Source organism: Acidocella sp. KAb 2-4 (genome assembly GCF_020567705.1).
GTDB lineage: Bacteria > Pseudomonadota > Alphaproteobacteria > Acetobacterales > Acetobacteraceae > Acidocella.
The window spans coordinates 17,212-32,499 of the sequence record NZ_JAJDJU010000025.1 but is presented as its reverse complement, the minus strand read 5'-3'; the positions used below and the strand labels follow the sequence as shown (position 1 = coordinate 32,499).

Genomic DNA, 15,288 nt, shown 5'->3' with positions numbered 1-15,288 from the left:
AATCGATCAGCGCGGAAACCACCTTCGCCAGCGACCTGCGCGCGCTGGCGCCGCTGGAGGCGGAGCTGTGGCGGCTCTGCGAGACGCTGGGGCGGCGGCTGCGGCGCGATGAGCAGGCGGCGGCGGGCATCGTGTTGAAGCTGAAAACCGCCGCCTTCGCCACGCGCACACGCAGCCAGCGCCTGCCCAACCCGACCCAGTTGCCGGACATTTTGTTCGACGCCGCCCGCCCGCTGCTGCACCGCGAGGCGGATGGCACCGCCTTCCGGCTGATCGGCATCGGCGCCGCGCCGCTGGCCGAGGCGGCGCTAGCCGATAAGGGCGATCTGGCCGACACGCTCACCCCGCGCCGCCTCGCCCGGCAGACGGCGATCGACACGCTGCGCGCCCGCTTCGGCGATGGCGCGATCCGCCGCGGGCGCAGCTTGCCCAAGCCCGGTTCAGGCGGATAAACCAGCATGATGAGCAACGACTCCACCGCTGTTGACCGCAACAGCTTCCGCGAAGCCATGGCCCGGCTCGGCGCCGCGGTGAACATCGTCACCACCAAGGGGCCGGAGGGCGATGTCGGCCTCACCGTTTCCGCCGTGTGCAGCGTCACCGATGATCCGGCGACCGTGCTCGTCTGCATCAACCGCGGCAGCCGCCAGCACGACGTGTTGCAGGCCGCCGGGGTGCTCTGTGTGAACATATTGGGGCATGAGCACGAGGAATTATCGCCGATCTTCGCCGGCAAGGACGATCTGCCGATGGCGCAGCGATTTGCGCGGGCGCGGTGGACGCGGCTGGTCACCGGCGCGCCGGTGCTGGAGAGCGCCGCCGCCAGCCTGGACTGCAAAATCGACCAGAGCGTCGAAGTTGGCACCCATACGGTGTTTTTCTGCGCCGTGCAGGCTATCCGGCTCGGCAGCAGCGCCTCCGGGCTCGTGTATCATGGCCGGGCCTATCACCACATTCACCCGGCGAAAAAATAGCCACGCTTAGGTGATTTCAGTCGTGGCCTCGAGCCCGAGCATCTGGGCCAGCCGCTCTAGCCGGCGCAGCACGGCTTCGCCCGCGAACACCCCGTTGGCCTCGGTGAGGCGCAGCGTCAGCCGCGTGGCGGAGAGGTACAGCCGCGCGCCCGCGAGCAGATGCGGGGTGCCAGCCGAGAGCGTGTAGGCGAGGCGCAGCGCCGTGCCCAGCGTTTCGGCCCGGCGCGCGGCTGGCAGGTCGAGCAGCGTGCGAGCCGGGGCGAGGAAGCCGGCATCGGCCGGGGCCTCGTAGCGCAGCGCCGTGGTCAGCGCGAGGAAGGCGCGGGCGTGATGGTCCAGCCCCACCCCCGACTGGCGCAGCACGCGCAGGAAGGCCTGCTCGGCCCGGTATTCGGGGTGCTCGTGGCTGCCGATATCGGAGAGCCAGCACGCGGCCTCGCGCAAGCGTCGCTGCGCGGGCGTCTCGGCGGGAAAGAGCGAGGCCGTCCAGGCCACCAGGGCGGGCGGCAAATTGGCGTCGCGGATGATGCCGCGGGTGAGGTCGCGCCCGGCGGCAAGCAGCGGGTCCTCGGCGCGGATCGGCGCGGGCAGCATGCGCGTGAACCAGCCCTCGCGTAGCCCATTGGCCGAAAACACCACGCGCGCGGCGCCGGTGGCGCGCAACAGGCGGCGCAGGATGACCGCGGCGTAGGGCAGATCCTCGATGCGCCGGCGCGGCACGCCGGGCATGCGCTCGATCAGCTTGCGCCCCGCCTCGCTCACCACGCCGGCGAGGTCGCGCGCCTCCTCGCGCCCGATGGTGTAGTGATGCACCATGTTCAGCGGGTAGCCGGTCTGCGCGATATGGATGCGCGCCAGAGCGCGGAAAGCGCCGCCGGCGACATAGAGATCGCGCCCCGCCGCCTCCGCCGCGAAGGGCACGCCCTCCAGCTCAGCGGTGACGATGGCGCGGGCCTTGAGCAGATCCTCCCCCGCGCGGTCAGCCAGGCGGATGACGCCCACTGGCAGCGTCGCCGCCGGGCCAACCTGGCCGCCATCGAGCCGGATCAGCTCCAGCGAGCCGCCGCCGAGATCGGCCAGGATGCCATCGGCGCCGGGGATGCCGCAGAGCACGCCCTCGGCCGAGAGTTCGGCCTCCTGCGCGCCGGAGAGCACATGAACCCGCATCTCGGGGATGCGCGCCTCGATATCGCGCACGAATTCCGGCCCGTTTTCGGCGTCGCGCACGGCGGAGGTGGCCAGGACATCGATCGGCACCGCGCCCATGGCGCGGGCGATAGCGGCATAGCGGCGCAGCACGGTCTCGGTCTGGACCATGGCCACGCCGTCGAGGCGGCCGGTTTTGGTCATGCCCTTGGCCAGGCGTAGCACCGCCTTCTCGTTAAAGATCTGTACTGGATTGCGCGCTTCGCCCTCGTAGATCACGAGGCGCACGGAGTTGGAGCCGAGATCGACAACAGCGCGGCGCAGGCCGTGCTGGGCGGGCGGGGAAATCATCTGGTCCATGGCCTAGGCTCCGCTGGAAAACGTCTCAATCATAGAAAATTTTCCATGAAAATTGTCTGGGCCCGTTCTAGGCCAAAACGAGATGCAATGTCAGGGCGTCGCCGCCATCGGGGTAATAGGCGCGGCGAAGGCCGGTCTGAGTGAAGCCGAGCCTGGTGTAAAGCGCGCGGGCGGCGGCGTTGGCGGCGGCGACTTCGAGATGCATCTCGCGCACGCCGCCAATGGCGGCGAGGCGCAGCCCCTCGCGCATCAGCGCCAGACCGATCCCCTGGCGCGGAGCGGTGACGCCGATGGTCAGGATTTCTGCTTCGTCCAGCACCATGCGCAGGAGCAGAAAGCCGCCGCGCTCATCGATCAGCCCAGCCACGCCGGGCATGGCGAGCAAGGCGGCGAAGCTGGCGGCGTCCCAAGGGTCCCGCGGGAAGGCCTGCTCATGCATCGCGGCCAGCAGCCCGGCATGGGCCAAGCCCGCGGAGATCATACCGGCGGCGGGCGCAACCCGGCGGCAGGGCGCTTGGCCTCGGGCGGGTCGACGTAAAGCGGCTGCGCCGGTTGCGGGGTGAGGCCAGCCTCGTGCTGGGCCATGGCCGCCCTGGCCACCCATACGGGGTCGATGGCGCGGGCATTGGTCAGCAGCACATCGGCGCCACGGGCGGCGAGCCGGGCGGCGATCTCAGCCGCGGCGTCGCCCGCAAGCGCGATGGGGGCGCGGGGTGTGGGCGTGTCTTCGTCGGCGAAGGCCGCCGCCACGCCGTCACGCAGCAGAAAAACGCGGCCGCGCCGCGCCCGTACGGCGACCCAGAGCGGGCGGTGCAACTGCGGGAAGGCGGCGTGATAGGCTTGCTCCACCCCGATGCCCCAGAGCGGCAGCCCGGCAGCGGCGGCAAAGCCCTGCGCCAGAGCGATGGAGGTACGCAGGCCGGTGAAGCTTCCCGGCCCGATGGTGACGGCGACATCGGTGATGCCGCCCAACTTCACCGCCTCATCCAGCAGCAGCGGCAGCGCCTCGATCAGTCCCGGGCGTAGCGGCGCCGCGGCGCGGTGCAGCACCGCGCCATCCTGCCCGACCACCGCGAGCCCTGCCCGCGTGCCGGAGGCATCCAATGCCAGCCAGCTCACGCGAACTGCGCCACCTCGTCGAAGCCGAGCCTGGGCAGGCGCGGCGGCGGCTCGGCGGGTTTCGGGCGGCCCAGATTGAGCAGGAAATTGGACTTCCACCCGCTTTGCGTGAACAGAGCGCGGTCGAGCTTGGCGCGGTCGAAGCCGGACATCGGGCCGCAGGCGAAGCCCAGCGCCCGCGCCGCCATGAGGAAATACGCGCCTTGCAGGGTGGAGTTGCGGAAGGCGGTGTCCTCGGCGAAGTCGGGGTTGGCGGAGAACCAGCCCTTCACGTCGGCGGCCGGGTAGAGCTGCGGGAGTTTGAGGTAGAAATGCGGGTCATAGGCAATGACCACGGTCACCGGCGCGGCCAGGACTTTCTCGATATTGCCCTGGCTGAGCGTGGCTTTCAGCGTCTGCTTGCCTTCGGGGCTACGCACGAACAGGAAACGGGCTGGCGAGGAGTTGGCCGAGGTCGGCCCCAGCTTCGCCAGCTCGTAAATGGCTTTCAGATCGTCATCGGTGACGGGGTCTTCCGCGAACTCCGAATGCGTGCGCGCCGTGCGGAACAGCACGTCGAGCGCCGCGTCATCCAATGCCATCTGCGTCCCTCCTGAAGCTCAGGCCGCTTGTGTAACCGAGACCACCTCAGGAATATAGTGCTTCAGCATGTTCTCGATGCCGTGCTTGAGCGTGGCGGTGGAGGAGGGGCAGCCCGCGCAGGAGCCCTGCATCTTGAGGCTCACCACGCCGTCGCGGTAGCCGCGGAAAATGATGTCGCCGCCATCGCCAGCCACGGCGGGGCGGATGCGGGTGTCGAGCAGTTCCTTGATCTGCGCCACGATCTCGGCATCGGCGGGATCCACATCCTCGGCGGCCAGGGTCACGTTCTCACGCAGGATCGGGCGGTCGCTGACCAGATGATCCATGAGCAGGCCCAGCACTTGCGGCTTCAGCGCCGGCCATTCGGCCTCCGGCGTCTTGGTCACGCTCACGAAATCGCCGCCCAGGAACACGCGCGCCACGCCGGGCAGGCCGAACAGCGCCTCGGCCAGGGGGGAGATCAGTGCCGCATCGGCATCGGCGAAATCGGCGGTCTTGTCGCCCAGGATCTCGCGGCCCGGCAGGAATTTCAGCGTCGCCGGGTTCGGCGTGCCTTCGGTCTCGATAAACATGGTGGCTCCCCAGAAAAGCGGACTAATACAGTCCTGATCGCGCTCTAATTTGGCGGTTTTTGCGGCGCTGACAAGGGGCGGCATGGCTGGGCGGTGGAATGCGCCGCTTGCGGGACTAGCAGGGCTGGGGCAAGCTCGCGCCATGCTTCCCACCCTGTTCCTGAGCCACGGCTCGCCCATGACCGCGATTGAGGACACGCCGGCGCGGCGCTTCCTCGGCGGCCTTAGCAGTTTCCTGCCCGAGCGGCCGAGCGCGATTTTGGTCGCTTCGGCGCATTGGGAGACGGCGGCGCCCGCCGTGAACGCCCCGGCGCGCAACACCACCATCCATGATTTCTACGGTTTTCCGCGCCCGCTTTACGAGCTGCGCTATGAACCGCCCACCGCCCCCTGGCTGGCCGCGCGCACGGCCGCGCTGCTGCGCGCCGCCGGGCTGGACTGCGCCACCGACACTGAGCGCGGCCTCGACCACGGAGCCTGGGTGCCACTGCTGCTGGCCTATCCGGAGGCCGATATTCCGGTGATCCAGCTCTCGCTGCAAACCCGGCTCGGCCCGGCACATCATCTGGCGCTGGGCGCGGCGCTGGCGCCGCTGCGCGAGGAAGGCGTGCTGATCATCGGCAGCGGCAGCTTCACGCATGATCTGCGCCGCTTCCGCGTGGCAAGCGGAGATTACGGCGCGCCGGAAATGCCGGATGTGACGGCGTTTTCCGACTGGATGAACGAAAAGATCCTGGCCGGCGACTTGGCCGCGATGGCGGAATACCGCACCCGGGCCCCCCATGCCCGCGACGAGCACCCAACCGATGAGCATCTGCTGCCGCTGCATGTGGCGATGGGCGCGGCGGGGCCGAAGCCCCAGGCCGAGCGGCTGCACAGCTCGGTGGAGTTCGGCTTCCTGCGGATGGATTCCTACCTGTTCAACTGAACAGCGCGTGCAGGCGGTGGTTGAGCCCGGCCAGGGCCGCCTGCGCATCTTTGTAAACGCCGAACAGGCTGGTGTAGAATTCGTGTGAATCCGCGTCGGGCGGGGTGGTATCGAGCAGGCGCACGCAGCGCGCCACCGCGTCTTCCGGCCCGGCGAAAACGCCCGCGCCAATCCCCGCGATGAGCGCGGCGCCAAACGAAGCGTCGGCGGCCTCGGTGCGCTCGACGGCGAGGCCGGTGACATCGGCGATGATCTGCCGCCAGCAGGCGCTGCGCGCGCCGCCGCCCATCAGCCGGATGGCGCCGAAGGAGAGGCCAAGCGCGCGCGCGGCTTCCAGCAGGTCGCGAATGGAGAAGGCCAGCCCCTCATACAGCGCGCGGGCGAAGTCGGGCTTGCCGTGGGAGATGGTGAGGCCGATGAAATCGGCGCGCAGCAGCGGGTCCCAATAGGGGGCGCGCTCGCCTTGCAGATAGGGGTGGAAGAGCAGGCTGCGGGCGCCGCGCGGGGCGTCGGCGGCCAAGGCGTCCATGCCCTCGAACCCGTCCGCCGCGAACATCAGGTCGCGCAGCCAGCGATGCGCCGAGGCGCAGGAATTGGTGCCGGTGGCGGTGTAATACATGCCGGGCATGATATGCGGGTAGCAGGAGATTGGCGGATTCACGCTCGGCCCCTGGGTGGCGAGGAACAGCACCCCCGCCGTGGCCAGCTTGACCCCGCTAATGCCCGGCCGCGTGGCGCCGACGCCGAAGAATTCCACCGTGGTGTCGTTGGCGCCGCAGACCACCGGGGTGCCCGCGGCAAGGCCGGTGCGGGCGGCGGCCTCGGCCGTGACTCCGCCAACCACCGCCTCGGGCGCGACGATGGGGGGGAGCAACGCCATGTCCAGCCCGATCAGGGCGCAGAGTTCGGACGACCAGGATTTGGTGACGTTGTCAGCCAGCAGCGCGCCGATGGCGTCGGAGAAATCGGTCTCCCAGGTGCCGGTGAGCAGGTAACGCAGATAATCCTTGGCCAGATACAGGCGCTTGGCCTCAGCCATCACGTCCGGCTCATTCTCTTGCAGCCAGGCAAGCATGGCCAGCGTCCAGGTCGGGTTCACCCGGTTCAGCGAGGTGGCGATGATCCGCGCACCCGCGCGCTCATGCAGAGCGGCGGCCTGGGCGGCGGCGCGCTGGTCGTTCCACATGATCGCGGGGCGCAGCACCTGCCCCTGCGCGTTGGTCAGCACCGGGATATGCGCCCCGGCGGAGATGCCGATGCCGGCGATGGCGCTGGCCGGAATGCCCGAAGCCGCGATGGCCTTGGGGACGGCGGCGCAGAGGGCCTCGAACCACTCGGCCGGGTCTTGCTCCGACCAGCCGAAACGCGGCACCGAGGTGGTGACGGGGTGGCTGCCCTCGCCGAGCGTGCGCCCGGCGCCGTCGATGATCGTGGCCTTGAGGCTGCCCGCCCCGAGATCGATGCCGAGAAGGTAATTGCCCATGTTTTTGTCCTGGAAAGCGATACCCAGGCAGACTAACATCGAGTGCATGGCGGATACCATACAGATCGACCCCAGCCTGCGCGGCGCGCACATGCCGCTGACGCAGATCCCCATCATCGACATCTCGCCCCTGCGCGGCGCGCCGGGCAAGGCGGAGATGGTCGAGCAGATCGGCAAGGCGTGTCGGGAGATCGGGTTTTTCTACGCGGTGAATCATGGCGTGGCGCCGGAGATGATCGCGCAGGTCTATGCCGAGGCGCGGCGCTTCTTCGCGTTGCCCGATGCCGAGAAGGAGAAGGTGGCGATCGAGAAATCGAGCTGCCATCGCGGCTGGTTCCGCATTGGCGGGGAGAACCTGGACCCGGCCAAGCAGGCCGAGGGCGACCTCAAGGAAGGCTACAAGATCGGCCGGGACCTGCCGCCGGATCATCCGCGCGTGCTGGCCGGGCTGCCCTTGCACGGGCCGAATCTGTGGCCCGATTTCCTGCCCGGCTGGCGGGAGGTGATGCAGGGCTATTACGACGAGATGGTGGCGATGGGCCGCAGGATGATCGGCGCCTTCGCGCTGGCGCTCGGGCTGCAGGAGGATTTCTTCGCCCCCTGGCTGGATGTGACGATGACCACCCTCGGCCCCCTGCACTACCCACCGCAGACCGGGCGCATCACCGAGGCGCGGCTGGGCGCGGGCGCGCATACCGACTATGGCTGCCTGACGCTGCTGCATCAGGACGAATCAGGCGGGTTGCAGGTGCGCCGCCGCGATGGCGTGTGGATCGACGCGCCACCCGTGCCAGGCAGCTACGTGGTGAATATCGGCGACATGATGGAACGTTGGACCAACGGCGTGTTCCAATCCAATTATCACCGCGTCATCAACGTCTCGGGCAAGGAGCGGTATTCGCTGCCGTTTTTCTTCGACCCGGATTTCTACGCGCCGGTCGAATGCCTGCCGACCTGCCTGGCTCCGGGAGAAACGCCGAAATACAAGCCGACCACGGCGGGGCAGCATCTGCTGGATATGATCAACGCGTCGTTCGACTATCACCGCGACAAGGCATAAGCCGCGTCAGGCGGGAATGAAGCGCAGCGCGGCGCCGTTCATGCAATAGCGCAGGCCGGTTGGGGGCGGGCCGTCGGGGAACACATGCCCCAGATGACCGCCGCAGCGGCGGCAATGCACTTCGGTGCGCACCATGCCCAGGGAGTCATCCGCGCTGGTGAGCACGGCATTGGGCAGCGGCGCGTAAAAGCTCGGCCAGCCCGTGCCGGAATCGTATTTCGTCTGGCTGGAAAACAGCGGCAGCGCGCAGCCCGCGCAGGCGAACACCCCGGTGCGGTGCTCGTTGAGCAGCGGCGAGGAAAACGGCGCTTCGGTACCTTGTTGGCGCAGTATGTAATATTGCTCAGGGGTGAGGCGTTGCCGCCATTGGGCATCAGTGTACGAAACCTCGTAGGCTGCGGCGGGGCGGCCGAGCAGAGCGAGCGCGCTGGTTGCGAGCAGGTCGCGGCGGGTCATGGCGAAATATCTCCGTTGCGGTGAAGACCGGCGCGCACCTCTTGCGGCGTTGTTACGGGAAGCGAACACACGCCGCCGCGGCAGATGAAGGCGGCGGGGCCGGTGGCGGTTTTGCCATGGGCCGGGTGGCCGGGGGGCAAGGATGCGTCGGCGGGGATACGCAGCACGGCCACCGCCGGATCGGGCGCGGCCAGCGCGGCGTGCGCCAGTTCGGCGGCGCCGGGCGTGACGACGACGCAGGCGGTATTTTCCAGGAGATCAGCCGCCGCGAGCAGCAGCGGCGAGCCGGTGAGGCGGTCGGCGCCGCCGGAGAAGGCCGCAAGCAGCGCCTCGGCCTTCTCCCGGAGTTCCGGCGCGGCGGTGAGGGCGTGCAGCAAGGCGTAATTCTCGGCCATCAGCGCGATGCCCGAAGGCGTCGGACCATCCTGCGCATTGCGCGCGCGGGGGGCGAAGCTTTGCGCGGCATCGGCGGACATGAAGAAAGCACCCCCGCCATCAGCGAATTTCTGCTCGGTGACGGCGAGCAAATTTTGCGCTTGGGCGAGATACTCAGGCTTGGCGGTGGCCTGATACAGCGCCAGCGCGGCGCGGATCATGGCCGCCTGATCCTCCAGCAGACCGGGCGCGGAGATTTTGCCGTGACGGCAGGCATGGGCAACGCTACCGCCGGGCTCGGACATGGCGGTGAGGATGCTGGCGAACACGTCTTCAGCCAGCGTCAGCCAGGCGGGCTCGGCGAAGACGGCGCTGGCGCGGGCCAGGGCGGCGATGGTGAGGGCGTTCCAATCGGCGAGGATCTTGTCGTCGCGCGCGGGGCGGATGCGCGCGTTGCGTCTTACGAACAGCCTGGCGCGCAGCGGGGCGAGGCGCTCCTCCTCGGCAAACGGGGCACGGCGCTCCAGGATGATCTTGCCCTCCCAATTCCCTCCGGCGGGGGCGGGGTAGTGCTGGGTGAAAAAATCGACGTCAGCGCCCAGGCACTCGACGATCTCGTCGCGGGTCCAGACGTAGAACTTGCCCTCCTCGCCTTCGGAATCCGCGTCCTCGGCGGCAGCGAAGGCGCCTTCGGCGCGCATGTCGCGCCGCAGCCATGCCACCGTCTCGCGCGCGCGGGCGGCGTAGAGCGGGGTGGGGCGGCGCGCACGGGCCAAGGCCAGAAGATCGAGGATCAGGGCATTGTCGTAGAGCATCTTTTCGAAATGCGGGACCAGCCAGGCTTCGTCGGTGGCGTAGCGGGCATAGCCGCCGCCGAGATGATCATAGATGCCGCCCTGGGACATGCGCTCCAGCAGCAATTCGACCGCCTGCGCGGCGCTTGGCTCGTTAGTACGGCAATATTCCTGCCATAAAAACCGGAAAATCGGGATATTGGGAAATTTGGGGGCGCGGCCGATGCCGCCATGCTGCCAATCCATGGCGCGCAGATAGGCGGCGCGGATGTCGTCCAGCAATGCCGGACCGGGTGGTTCGCCGGGGCGGGGCGCGGCTTGCGCGGCCAAGGCGCGGCGCAGCGTGGCGGCGGACCCGGTGATGCGGTCGCGATCCGTGTCCCAGGCATTGGCCAGCGCCGCCAGAATCTGGCGGAAGCTGGGGCGGCCAAAGCGCGGGACGGGCGGAAAATAGGTGCCGCCCCAAAACGGCTCGCCCTGCGGCGTGAGGGCCATGGTCAGCGGCCAGCCGCCCTGTTCACCCATGGCGTGCAACGCCGACATGAAGATCTGGTCGAGATCAGGACGCTCCTCGCGGTCCAATTTAATATTAATGAAATGGCGGTTCATCAGCGCCGCCGTTTCCGGATCCTCGAAGCTTTCATGCGCCATAACGTGACACCAATGGCAGGCGGCGTAGCCAATGGAGAGCAGAATCGGGCGGTCGAGCCGCGCGGCCAGCGCCAATGTCTCGGGCGACCAGAGCTGCCAGTGGACGGGATTGTCCTTGTGCTGCTGCAAATAGGGCGAGGACGCCTCGCCCAGCATGTTCCGCATTTTGCCTGCTCCCCGGTTTGCCGTTTAGATAGGAGCGAACAGTTAGGAGTAACAGGTTTGGGCACGCGGCAAGACGATGATCCGGCGCTTTATTTCTCGACCCATGTGTTTGTCTGCGGCAATCGGCGGCCAGAGGGACACCCCCGCGGCTGCTGCGCCAGCAAGGGGAGCGAGAAAATCCGCGATTATATGAAGGCGCGGGTGAAGGAATTGGGGATCAAGGGGGTTCGGATCAATCAGGCTGGTTGCCTGGACCGCTGCGAGCTTGGTCCCTGCGCGGTGCTGTACCCCGAAGGCGTGTGGTACAAGCTGGACTCTTTTGCCGCCGCGGATGAGGTGCTGGAACAGCATATGATCGCCGGGGGGCGGGTGAAGGCGTTGATGCTGCCTTGAAACGCGAAGGGCGGCATCGAGATGCCGCCCTTGCTGGTTTGCTTAGTATTCCTCGTCGGCGACGTAGGAGCCAATGCGCTGGACCAGATCCGGATTCCGCCGGGCCAGGATGGCGCCGTAGATGAAGGACAGGACCAGCAGGCCGCCCGCCAGCTTGGGATACAGGTTGAACGGATAGGACTGACCCGGCTGCACGAGGCCCCAAAGCGGGAACAGCATCAAGGCGGTGCCCAGCAGCGGCACGATCAGGTGCTTGATCACCGAGAACTCGTCGCGGTGCTTACGCAGCATATAGACCGGCAGCGCTAGGTTGGTGAGCAGGTAGGTGACGATGACCGGGATGGTGCCCATGGTGCCGGTATCGCCGAACAGGGTCACCGGGTCGATATTCTCCAGCGTGCCGAAGCCGAGTACCAGCAGCAGCGCCACCACGATGAAGGTCCACATGGCGGTGTGCGGGGTCTTGTGCTGCGGATGGATCTTGCCAAAGAAGCCCGGCAGCAATCCCTCACGCGAGGAGCTGAACAGGATGCGCGCCTGGGCGTTGGTCAGGCCGATCAGCGATGAGAAGATGGAGGTCAGGCCAGCCAGATAGGCGATGAACAGCAGCACCGCGGCGGAGGCCTTGAGGGCATCCACGAACGGAATGGCGGAATTGCCAATGGCCGTGGCATTGTTGTGGAACGCCGTCTCCACCGCATAGGCGAGGAAGATATAGAGTGCGCCGATCGAGATGGTGCCCACGCGCAGCGCGTAAGGCACGTTACGGCGGGGGTTGGTGGTCTCCTCGGCCAGCATCGCCGAGTTCTCCCAGCCGATGAACAGGTAGATGGCGAGCGGGAACCCGGCGCCCACACCAGCCAGACCGCCCGAGATCGAGGACGGCAGGAACGGCGCGATGGACATCGCCCCATGATTGATCACCAGCATGATGACGGCGCCGATGACCAGCAGGATCAACTCGAAATAGAAGAAGATCGCGGCCCAGGTGGTGGAGAGGCCGATGCCGCGCGAGACCAACATGCCAACGATGGCGGTGGCGATGACGGAGATGATCTGCCAGGGAACGTGAACACCCAGGAACATTTGCAGGGTCTGTGCCGCCCAGCCGCCGGAGATGACAACCACCGAAGCCGCGGCGATGCAGTAGCCAACCACCACGAAGATGGAGGCGGCGGCGCCGGCCGTGGGGCCGAAAGTCATGCCGATGAAGGTGACGAAGGAGCCGGTGGAAGGGCGGTATTTGGAGAATTCCGCGAGGGTGTTGGTGAGGAACAGGATCACCACCATGGCCAGCAGAATGGTTAGCGGCGCCCCCACACCCGCACCGCCGACAATCACCCCGAAGCCGAAGAAGAAGCTCATGGCCGGAGCGATATTCGCCAGCGTGGATGCGATGATTTGTGACAGACCTAGACTGTCACGCTTGAGGCGCTCTCCGCTCCTCATGACTGTAGCCATATTAAACCTCCTCAGCTATTATGATTTACCGGCATGCGGCGACGGCAAACTCTGCCATAAGGCAGGATTCGTCAATATGACAAAGCTGAGAGCTTCGGCAACGTCTTTCTAACATCGGTGAGACCAAGCCTGACGAGAAGGCTTTTATGCAGTGGCTGTGCCCTTTCAGGCTTCCGCGATCAGCCGCCCGCCCTCTTGCACGCCTAAGGCCTGGAGCGATTGCAGCGCAGCATTCAATCCCCGATTGAGATGCTGCGCGCGCCGATTGGCGCTGAAAGAGCGCTTCGCAAAGCGGGTTAGGGCGCCGCGCAGGGCCTCGGCCAAGCCCGCGGCATCGTCTTCTTCAATCTTACGTAATTGTTCAGCGGCTGTGACCAAATTGGACGCGCCGAGACGGCTGACGGTCTCCGCGATCTGCGTGAAGGTGGGTGATGCGTCTCGGATCGCGCCTTCGACCGCGGCGGCGGCGTCTGAAATCTCATTGGGGCGGCCGGTGAGCATCAGATCGTCCAAGTGATGCAGCTTGAGGCCGAGACTTTCAACCAGATCAAGGCCGCGGGCTAGTATATCAGCGACCGCAGGCGGCTCCGGCTTGAGATCCAGCGTGCGGAATTGGCCGGAGATGCTCATTTGCTTGTCACTTTCAGAACGGCGACCATGGCCTGCGCCAGATCTTCTGGCGCGACGTTATAATTGCCTGCGGCGAGCGCGTTGCGGATGCGCGCAACCGCTTCATGGTCGATGCCAGCAGATTGTTGCGCGGCGGAAAGTAGTTGGGTGCTGGTTTGGGCGGCATCGCTCAAGGTCACGGCCTCGGTTTGCGGCGTCGTCTCTGCCGAACTGGTGGACTTTGCGGTGGCGGGCGGGGGGGCGGCTTCGGTGGTAACCGCGGCAGATGTCGCCGCCGATAGCGGAGGGATGGTGTTGCTCATGCCACTAACGCCCCTTCAGAAACTTTCGCCATGTCCTGATCCAGAATCGCCAGCGCCGCCTCGAAATCATCGAGTGCGGAGAGGCTGTTCTCCGTATTGGCGCGCAGCAGCGTGTAACGCAAGGCGGAATAGATGGTCATAAGCGCCTGGCCGAGCGTGCTGGCATCGCTGGTGTCGAGAATCCCGCTCATCAGCGTGAGCAAATCATCGGCCCGCGCGAGCATGATCGCCTTGGTCGCGACATCCCCCGCCGCGATCGCCAACCGGGCGCGCCGGCCATAAAGGCGCAGGCCCCGCCAACCCTGGTGCAGCCACGCAACATCGGCTTGGCCATCGAACATCGAAGCACGGTATTCGTTGATGATATCCATGATACGCCGTCCGGTTAACCGTTCGAAGAAGAGGAGTTCGTGTTGAAAATATTGAGATAAGTCTGCGTGATGGACGCCGAGTTGGCGGCCGTCTCCGCGGACGTGTAGAGCGACTGCATATTTTTGAGCGACGCCGAGCCTTGCTTGGTCAACTGCGTGATCTGGCTGTCGAGCGAGGTGACAATACCGTTGAGCGACGCTGTCTGCGCGGTGATGAAGCCCGTATTTTTCTTCGTGCTGCCCGTGCTTGCGCTGGAGCCTCCGGCGCTGCCGATGGCGCTGGCAGAGATGGTGTTCAGCTTCTGATAGAGCGTGCCAATGAGCTTCTGCACCGCCGTCGGGTTTTTGGCGTATTGGCTGGCGAAGCTGGACGTATTGAAACTTACGGCGCCAGAACTGCTGATCGACAATCCCGCCGCGCCGGCGCTGACGCCGCTGGCGACGAGGCTGCTGACCGCCGACATCAATTCGCTCTTCAGCGAGGTGGCCGAGAAATTCCCCAGCAACACGCCAGCCTGGGCTGACCCGCTGGCGGTGCTGGCGGGCACGTACTTCGTCTGTTTCGCGATGGCGGAAATCGCGGCGTTAAGGCTGGTGGCGACGCCTTGCACGGCGTTGGAAAGGCCGGCCGGAGAGGAACTGACCGCGAGCGAGGTGGCGCCCGAGCCAGCCAGCGTGATCGTTACTCCCGGGATGGTGTTGGTGAGCGTGTTGGAGGCGCTGATGATGGGCACGCCATTCAGAGACAGCGTGGCATCTTGCGCGGCTTGCGCCAGTGTTTCGCCGCTATGGGCGGTTGCGGAACTCGGGTTGAAATAGAATTGCGCGAGCGCACCTGTGCCCGACACCGTGAACGCGGCGGAACCGCCCGTGGCGCTGCTTTGCAACACCAACCGCGTGCCGGCTGCGGTGCCGATGAGACTCGCCTGCACGCCGCCATGTTGTTTGTTGACGGCCGCGGCGACACCATTGAGCGTTAGACTGCCGGAGCCGATTGACACGGTCTCGCTCTTGCCGCCGCCGAGCGTGAAGACCAGTGACCCGGCGCCGCCGGAAAGGGTCGCATTGCCGGAGCTCAGCAGCGAGGAATAGATCTCCTGCGGCTGTGCGAGCTTCACGCCGCTCAGATTATACGCCCCCGTGGCGGCGGAGCTGGTGGCCGAGACGGTGGCGACAGCATTGTTGGCGGTGCTCGCGGATTTGTTGTTGATTGTGCTTAAATCTTTGATGTTGGCCAAAGATTGCGACAGCGTGGAGACCGCGCCGCTGATGCTGCCCCAGGCGGAAATTTCGGCCTGCTCGGTCTTGACCTGGGTTTGCAACTGGGTGATCGGCGCCTGCAGCTTGGCCGCGTAATTGCTGATTTGCGAGGAAATAGCGGACGAACTAAGCGCGCTCACCGAGGACGTCATGGATCACCTATTGCGGAAATGAGGGGTGGGCCGGAGCGTGATGCTCCGGCCCCG

The 15,288-nt window shown here is 66.5% G+C and carries 17 protein-coding genes and 1 pseudogene; 5 read left to right on the top strand and 13 right to left on the bottom strand.

Going from position 1 to position 15,288, the window contains the following annotated elements:
• Window positions 1–452, top strand: a pseudogene (locus tag LI953_RS13240) (DNA polymerase IV); the annotation flags it as partial.
• Window positions 453–461: 9 nt separating this feature from the next.
• Complete coding sequence (locus tag LI953_RS13235; protein WP_227076567.1) at window positions 462–974, top strand: flavin reductase; 513 nt, start codon at window positions 462–464, stop codon at window positions 972–974.
• 6 nt (window positions 975–980) lie between these two features.
• Here the strand turns inward: LI953_RS13235 and LI953_RS13230 are convergent, their stop codons facing one another.
• The 5 genes from LI953_RS13230 to LI953_RS13210 all read right to left on the bottom strand — a co-directional run bounded on the left by LI953_RS13230 (window position 981) and on the right by LI953_RS13210 (window position 4,753).
• Complete coding sequence (locus LI953_RS13230) at window positions 981–2,480, bottom strand: Ppx/GppA family phosphatase (protein ID WP_227076566.1); 1,500 nt, start codon at window positions 2,478–2,480, stop codon at window positions 981–983.
• Window positions 2,481–2,547: 67 nt separating this feature from the next.
• The gene (locus LI953_RS13225) at window positions 2,548–2,961 is read right to left on the bottom strand and encodes a GNAT family N-acetyltransferase (protein WP_227076565.1); all 414 of its coding nucleotides are present in this window, start codon (window positions 2,959–2,961) and stop codon (window positions 2,548–2,550) included.
• Entirely contained in the window at window positions 2,958–3,599 is a 642-nt protein-coding gene (tsaB, locus tag LI953_RS13220) for a tRNA (adenosine(37)-N6)-threonylcarbamoyltransferase complex dimerization subunit type 1 TsaB (protein WP_227076564.1), read from the bottom strand. Before tsaB ends, LI953_RS13225 begins: the two co-directional genes overlap by 4 nt.
• Entirely contained in the window at window positions 3,596–4,180 is a 585-nt protein-coding gene (locus LI953_RS13215) for a malonic semialdehyde reductase (protein ID WP_227076563.1), read from the bottom strand. The genes tsaB and LI953_RS13215 overlap by 4 nt, the downstream gene beginning before the upstream one ends.
• 18 nt (window positions 4,181–4,198) lie before the next feature.
• Window positions 4,199–4,753, bottom strand: coding sequence for a NifU family protein (locus LI953_RS13210; protein WP_227076562.1), 555 nt, complete (start codon window positions 4,751–4,753; stop codon window positions 4,199–4,201).
• 142 nt (window positions 4,754–4,895) lie between these two features.
• Here LI953_RS13210 and LI953_RS13205 point away from each other — a divergent pair, with 142 nt between their 5' ends.
• On the top strand, window positions 4,896–5,681 hold the full coding sequence (locus LI953_RS13205; protein ID WP_227076561.1) for a class III extradiol ring-cleavage dioxygenase: 786 nt from the start codon (window positions 4,896–4,898) through the stop codon (window positions 5,679–5,681).
• Here the strand turns inward: LI953_RS13205 and LI953_RS13200 are convergent.
• A complete protein-coding gene (locus LI953_RS13200; protein WP_227076560.1) occupies window positions 5,674–7,164 on the bottom strand; it encodes a xylulokinase in 1,491 nt (496 codons plus the stop codon). The genes LI953_RS13205 and LI953_RS13200 overlap by 8 nt on opposite strands.
• Window positions 7,165–7,210: 46 nt before the next feature.
• Between LI953_RS13200 and LI953_RS13195 the strand changes: the two genes are divergently transcribed.
• Window positions 7,211–8,224, top strand: a complete 1,014-nt coding sequence (locus tag LI953_RS13195) for an isopenicillin N synthase family oxygenase (RefSeq protein WP_227076559.1) — start codon at window positions 7,211–7,213, stop codon at window positions 8,222–8,224.
• 6 nt (window positions 8,225–8,230) lie between these two features.
• Here the strand turns inward: LI953_RS13195 and msrB are convergent, their stop codons facing one another.
• Both msrB and LI953_RS13185 read right to left on the bottom strand, forming a co-directional pair.
• Window positions 8,231–8,680: a peptide-methionine (R)-S-oxide reductase MsrB gene (gene msrB, locus LI953_RS13190; RefSeq protein ID WP_227076558.1), complete on the bottom strand. Its 450-nt coding sequence runs from the start codon at window positions 8,678–8,680 to the stop codon at window positions 8,231–8,233.
• Window positions 8,677–10,665: a thioredoxin domain-containing protein gene (locus LI953_RS13185; protein WP_227076557.1), complete on the bottom strand. Its 1,989-nt coding sequence runs from the start codon at window positions 10,663–10,665 to the stop codon at window positions 8,677–8,679. The genes msrB and LI953_RS13185 overlap by 4 nt, the downstream gene beginning before the upstream one ends.
• Window positions 10,666–10,722: 57 nt before the next feature.
• Between LI953_RS13185 and LI953_RS13180 the strand changes: the two genes are divergently transcribed.
• Window positions 10,723–11,058, top strand: a complete 336-nt coding sequence (locus LI953_RS13180; RefSeq protein ID WP_227076556.1) for a ferredoxin — start codon at window positions 10,723–10,725, stop codon at window positions 11,056–11,058.
• A 42-nt stretch (window positions 11,059–11,100) separates the two neighbouring features.
• Here the strand turns inward: LI953_RS13180 and LI953_RS13175 are convergent, their stop codons facing one another.
• The 5 genes from LI953_RS13175 to fliD form a co-directional block, all read right to left on the bottom strand.
• Window positions 11,101–12,519, bottom strand: coding sequence for an APC family permease (locus LI953_RS13175; RefSeq protein WP_227076555.1), 1,419 nt, complete (start codon window positions 12,517–12,519; stop codon window positions 11,101–11,103).
• A gap of 165 nt (window positions 12,520–12,684) precedes the next feature.
• Entirely contained in the window at window positions 12,685–13,149 is a 465-nt protein-coding gene (locus LI953_RS13170) for a hypothetical protein (RefSeq protein ID WP_227076554.1), read from the bottom strand.
• The gene (flgM, locus tag LI953_RS13165) at window positions 13,146–13,451 is read right to left on the bottom strand and encodes a flagellar biosynthesis anti-sigma factor FlgM (RefSeq protein WP_227076553.1); all 306 of its coding nucleotides are present in this window, start codon (window positions 13,449–13,451) and stop codon (window positions 13,146–13,148) included. Before flgM ends, LI953_RS13170 begins: the two co-directional genes overlap by 4 nt.
• Window positions 13,448–13,822, bottom strand: a complete 375-nt coding sequence (locus LI953_RS13160; protein ID WP_227076552.1) for a flagellar protein FliS — start codon at window positions 13,820–13,822, stop codon at window positions 13,448–13,450. Before LI953_RS13160 ends, flgM begins: the two co-directional genes overlap by 4 nt.
• A 14-nt stretch (window positions 13,823–13,836) precedes the next feature.
• The gene (gene fliD, locus LI953_RS13155) at window positions 13,837–15,234 is read right to left on the bottom strand and encodes a flagellar filament capping protein FliD (protein ID WP_227076551.1); all 1,398 of its coding nucleotides are present in this window, start codon (window positions 15,232–15,234) and stop codon (window positions 13,837–13,839) included.
• Window positions 15,235–15,288: the final 54 nt, after the last annotated feature.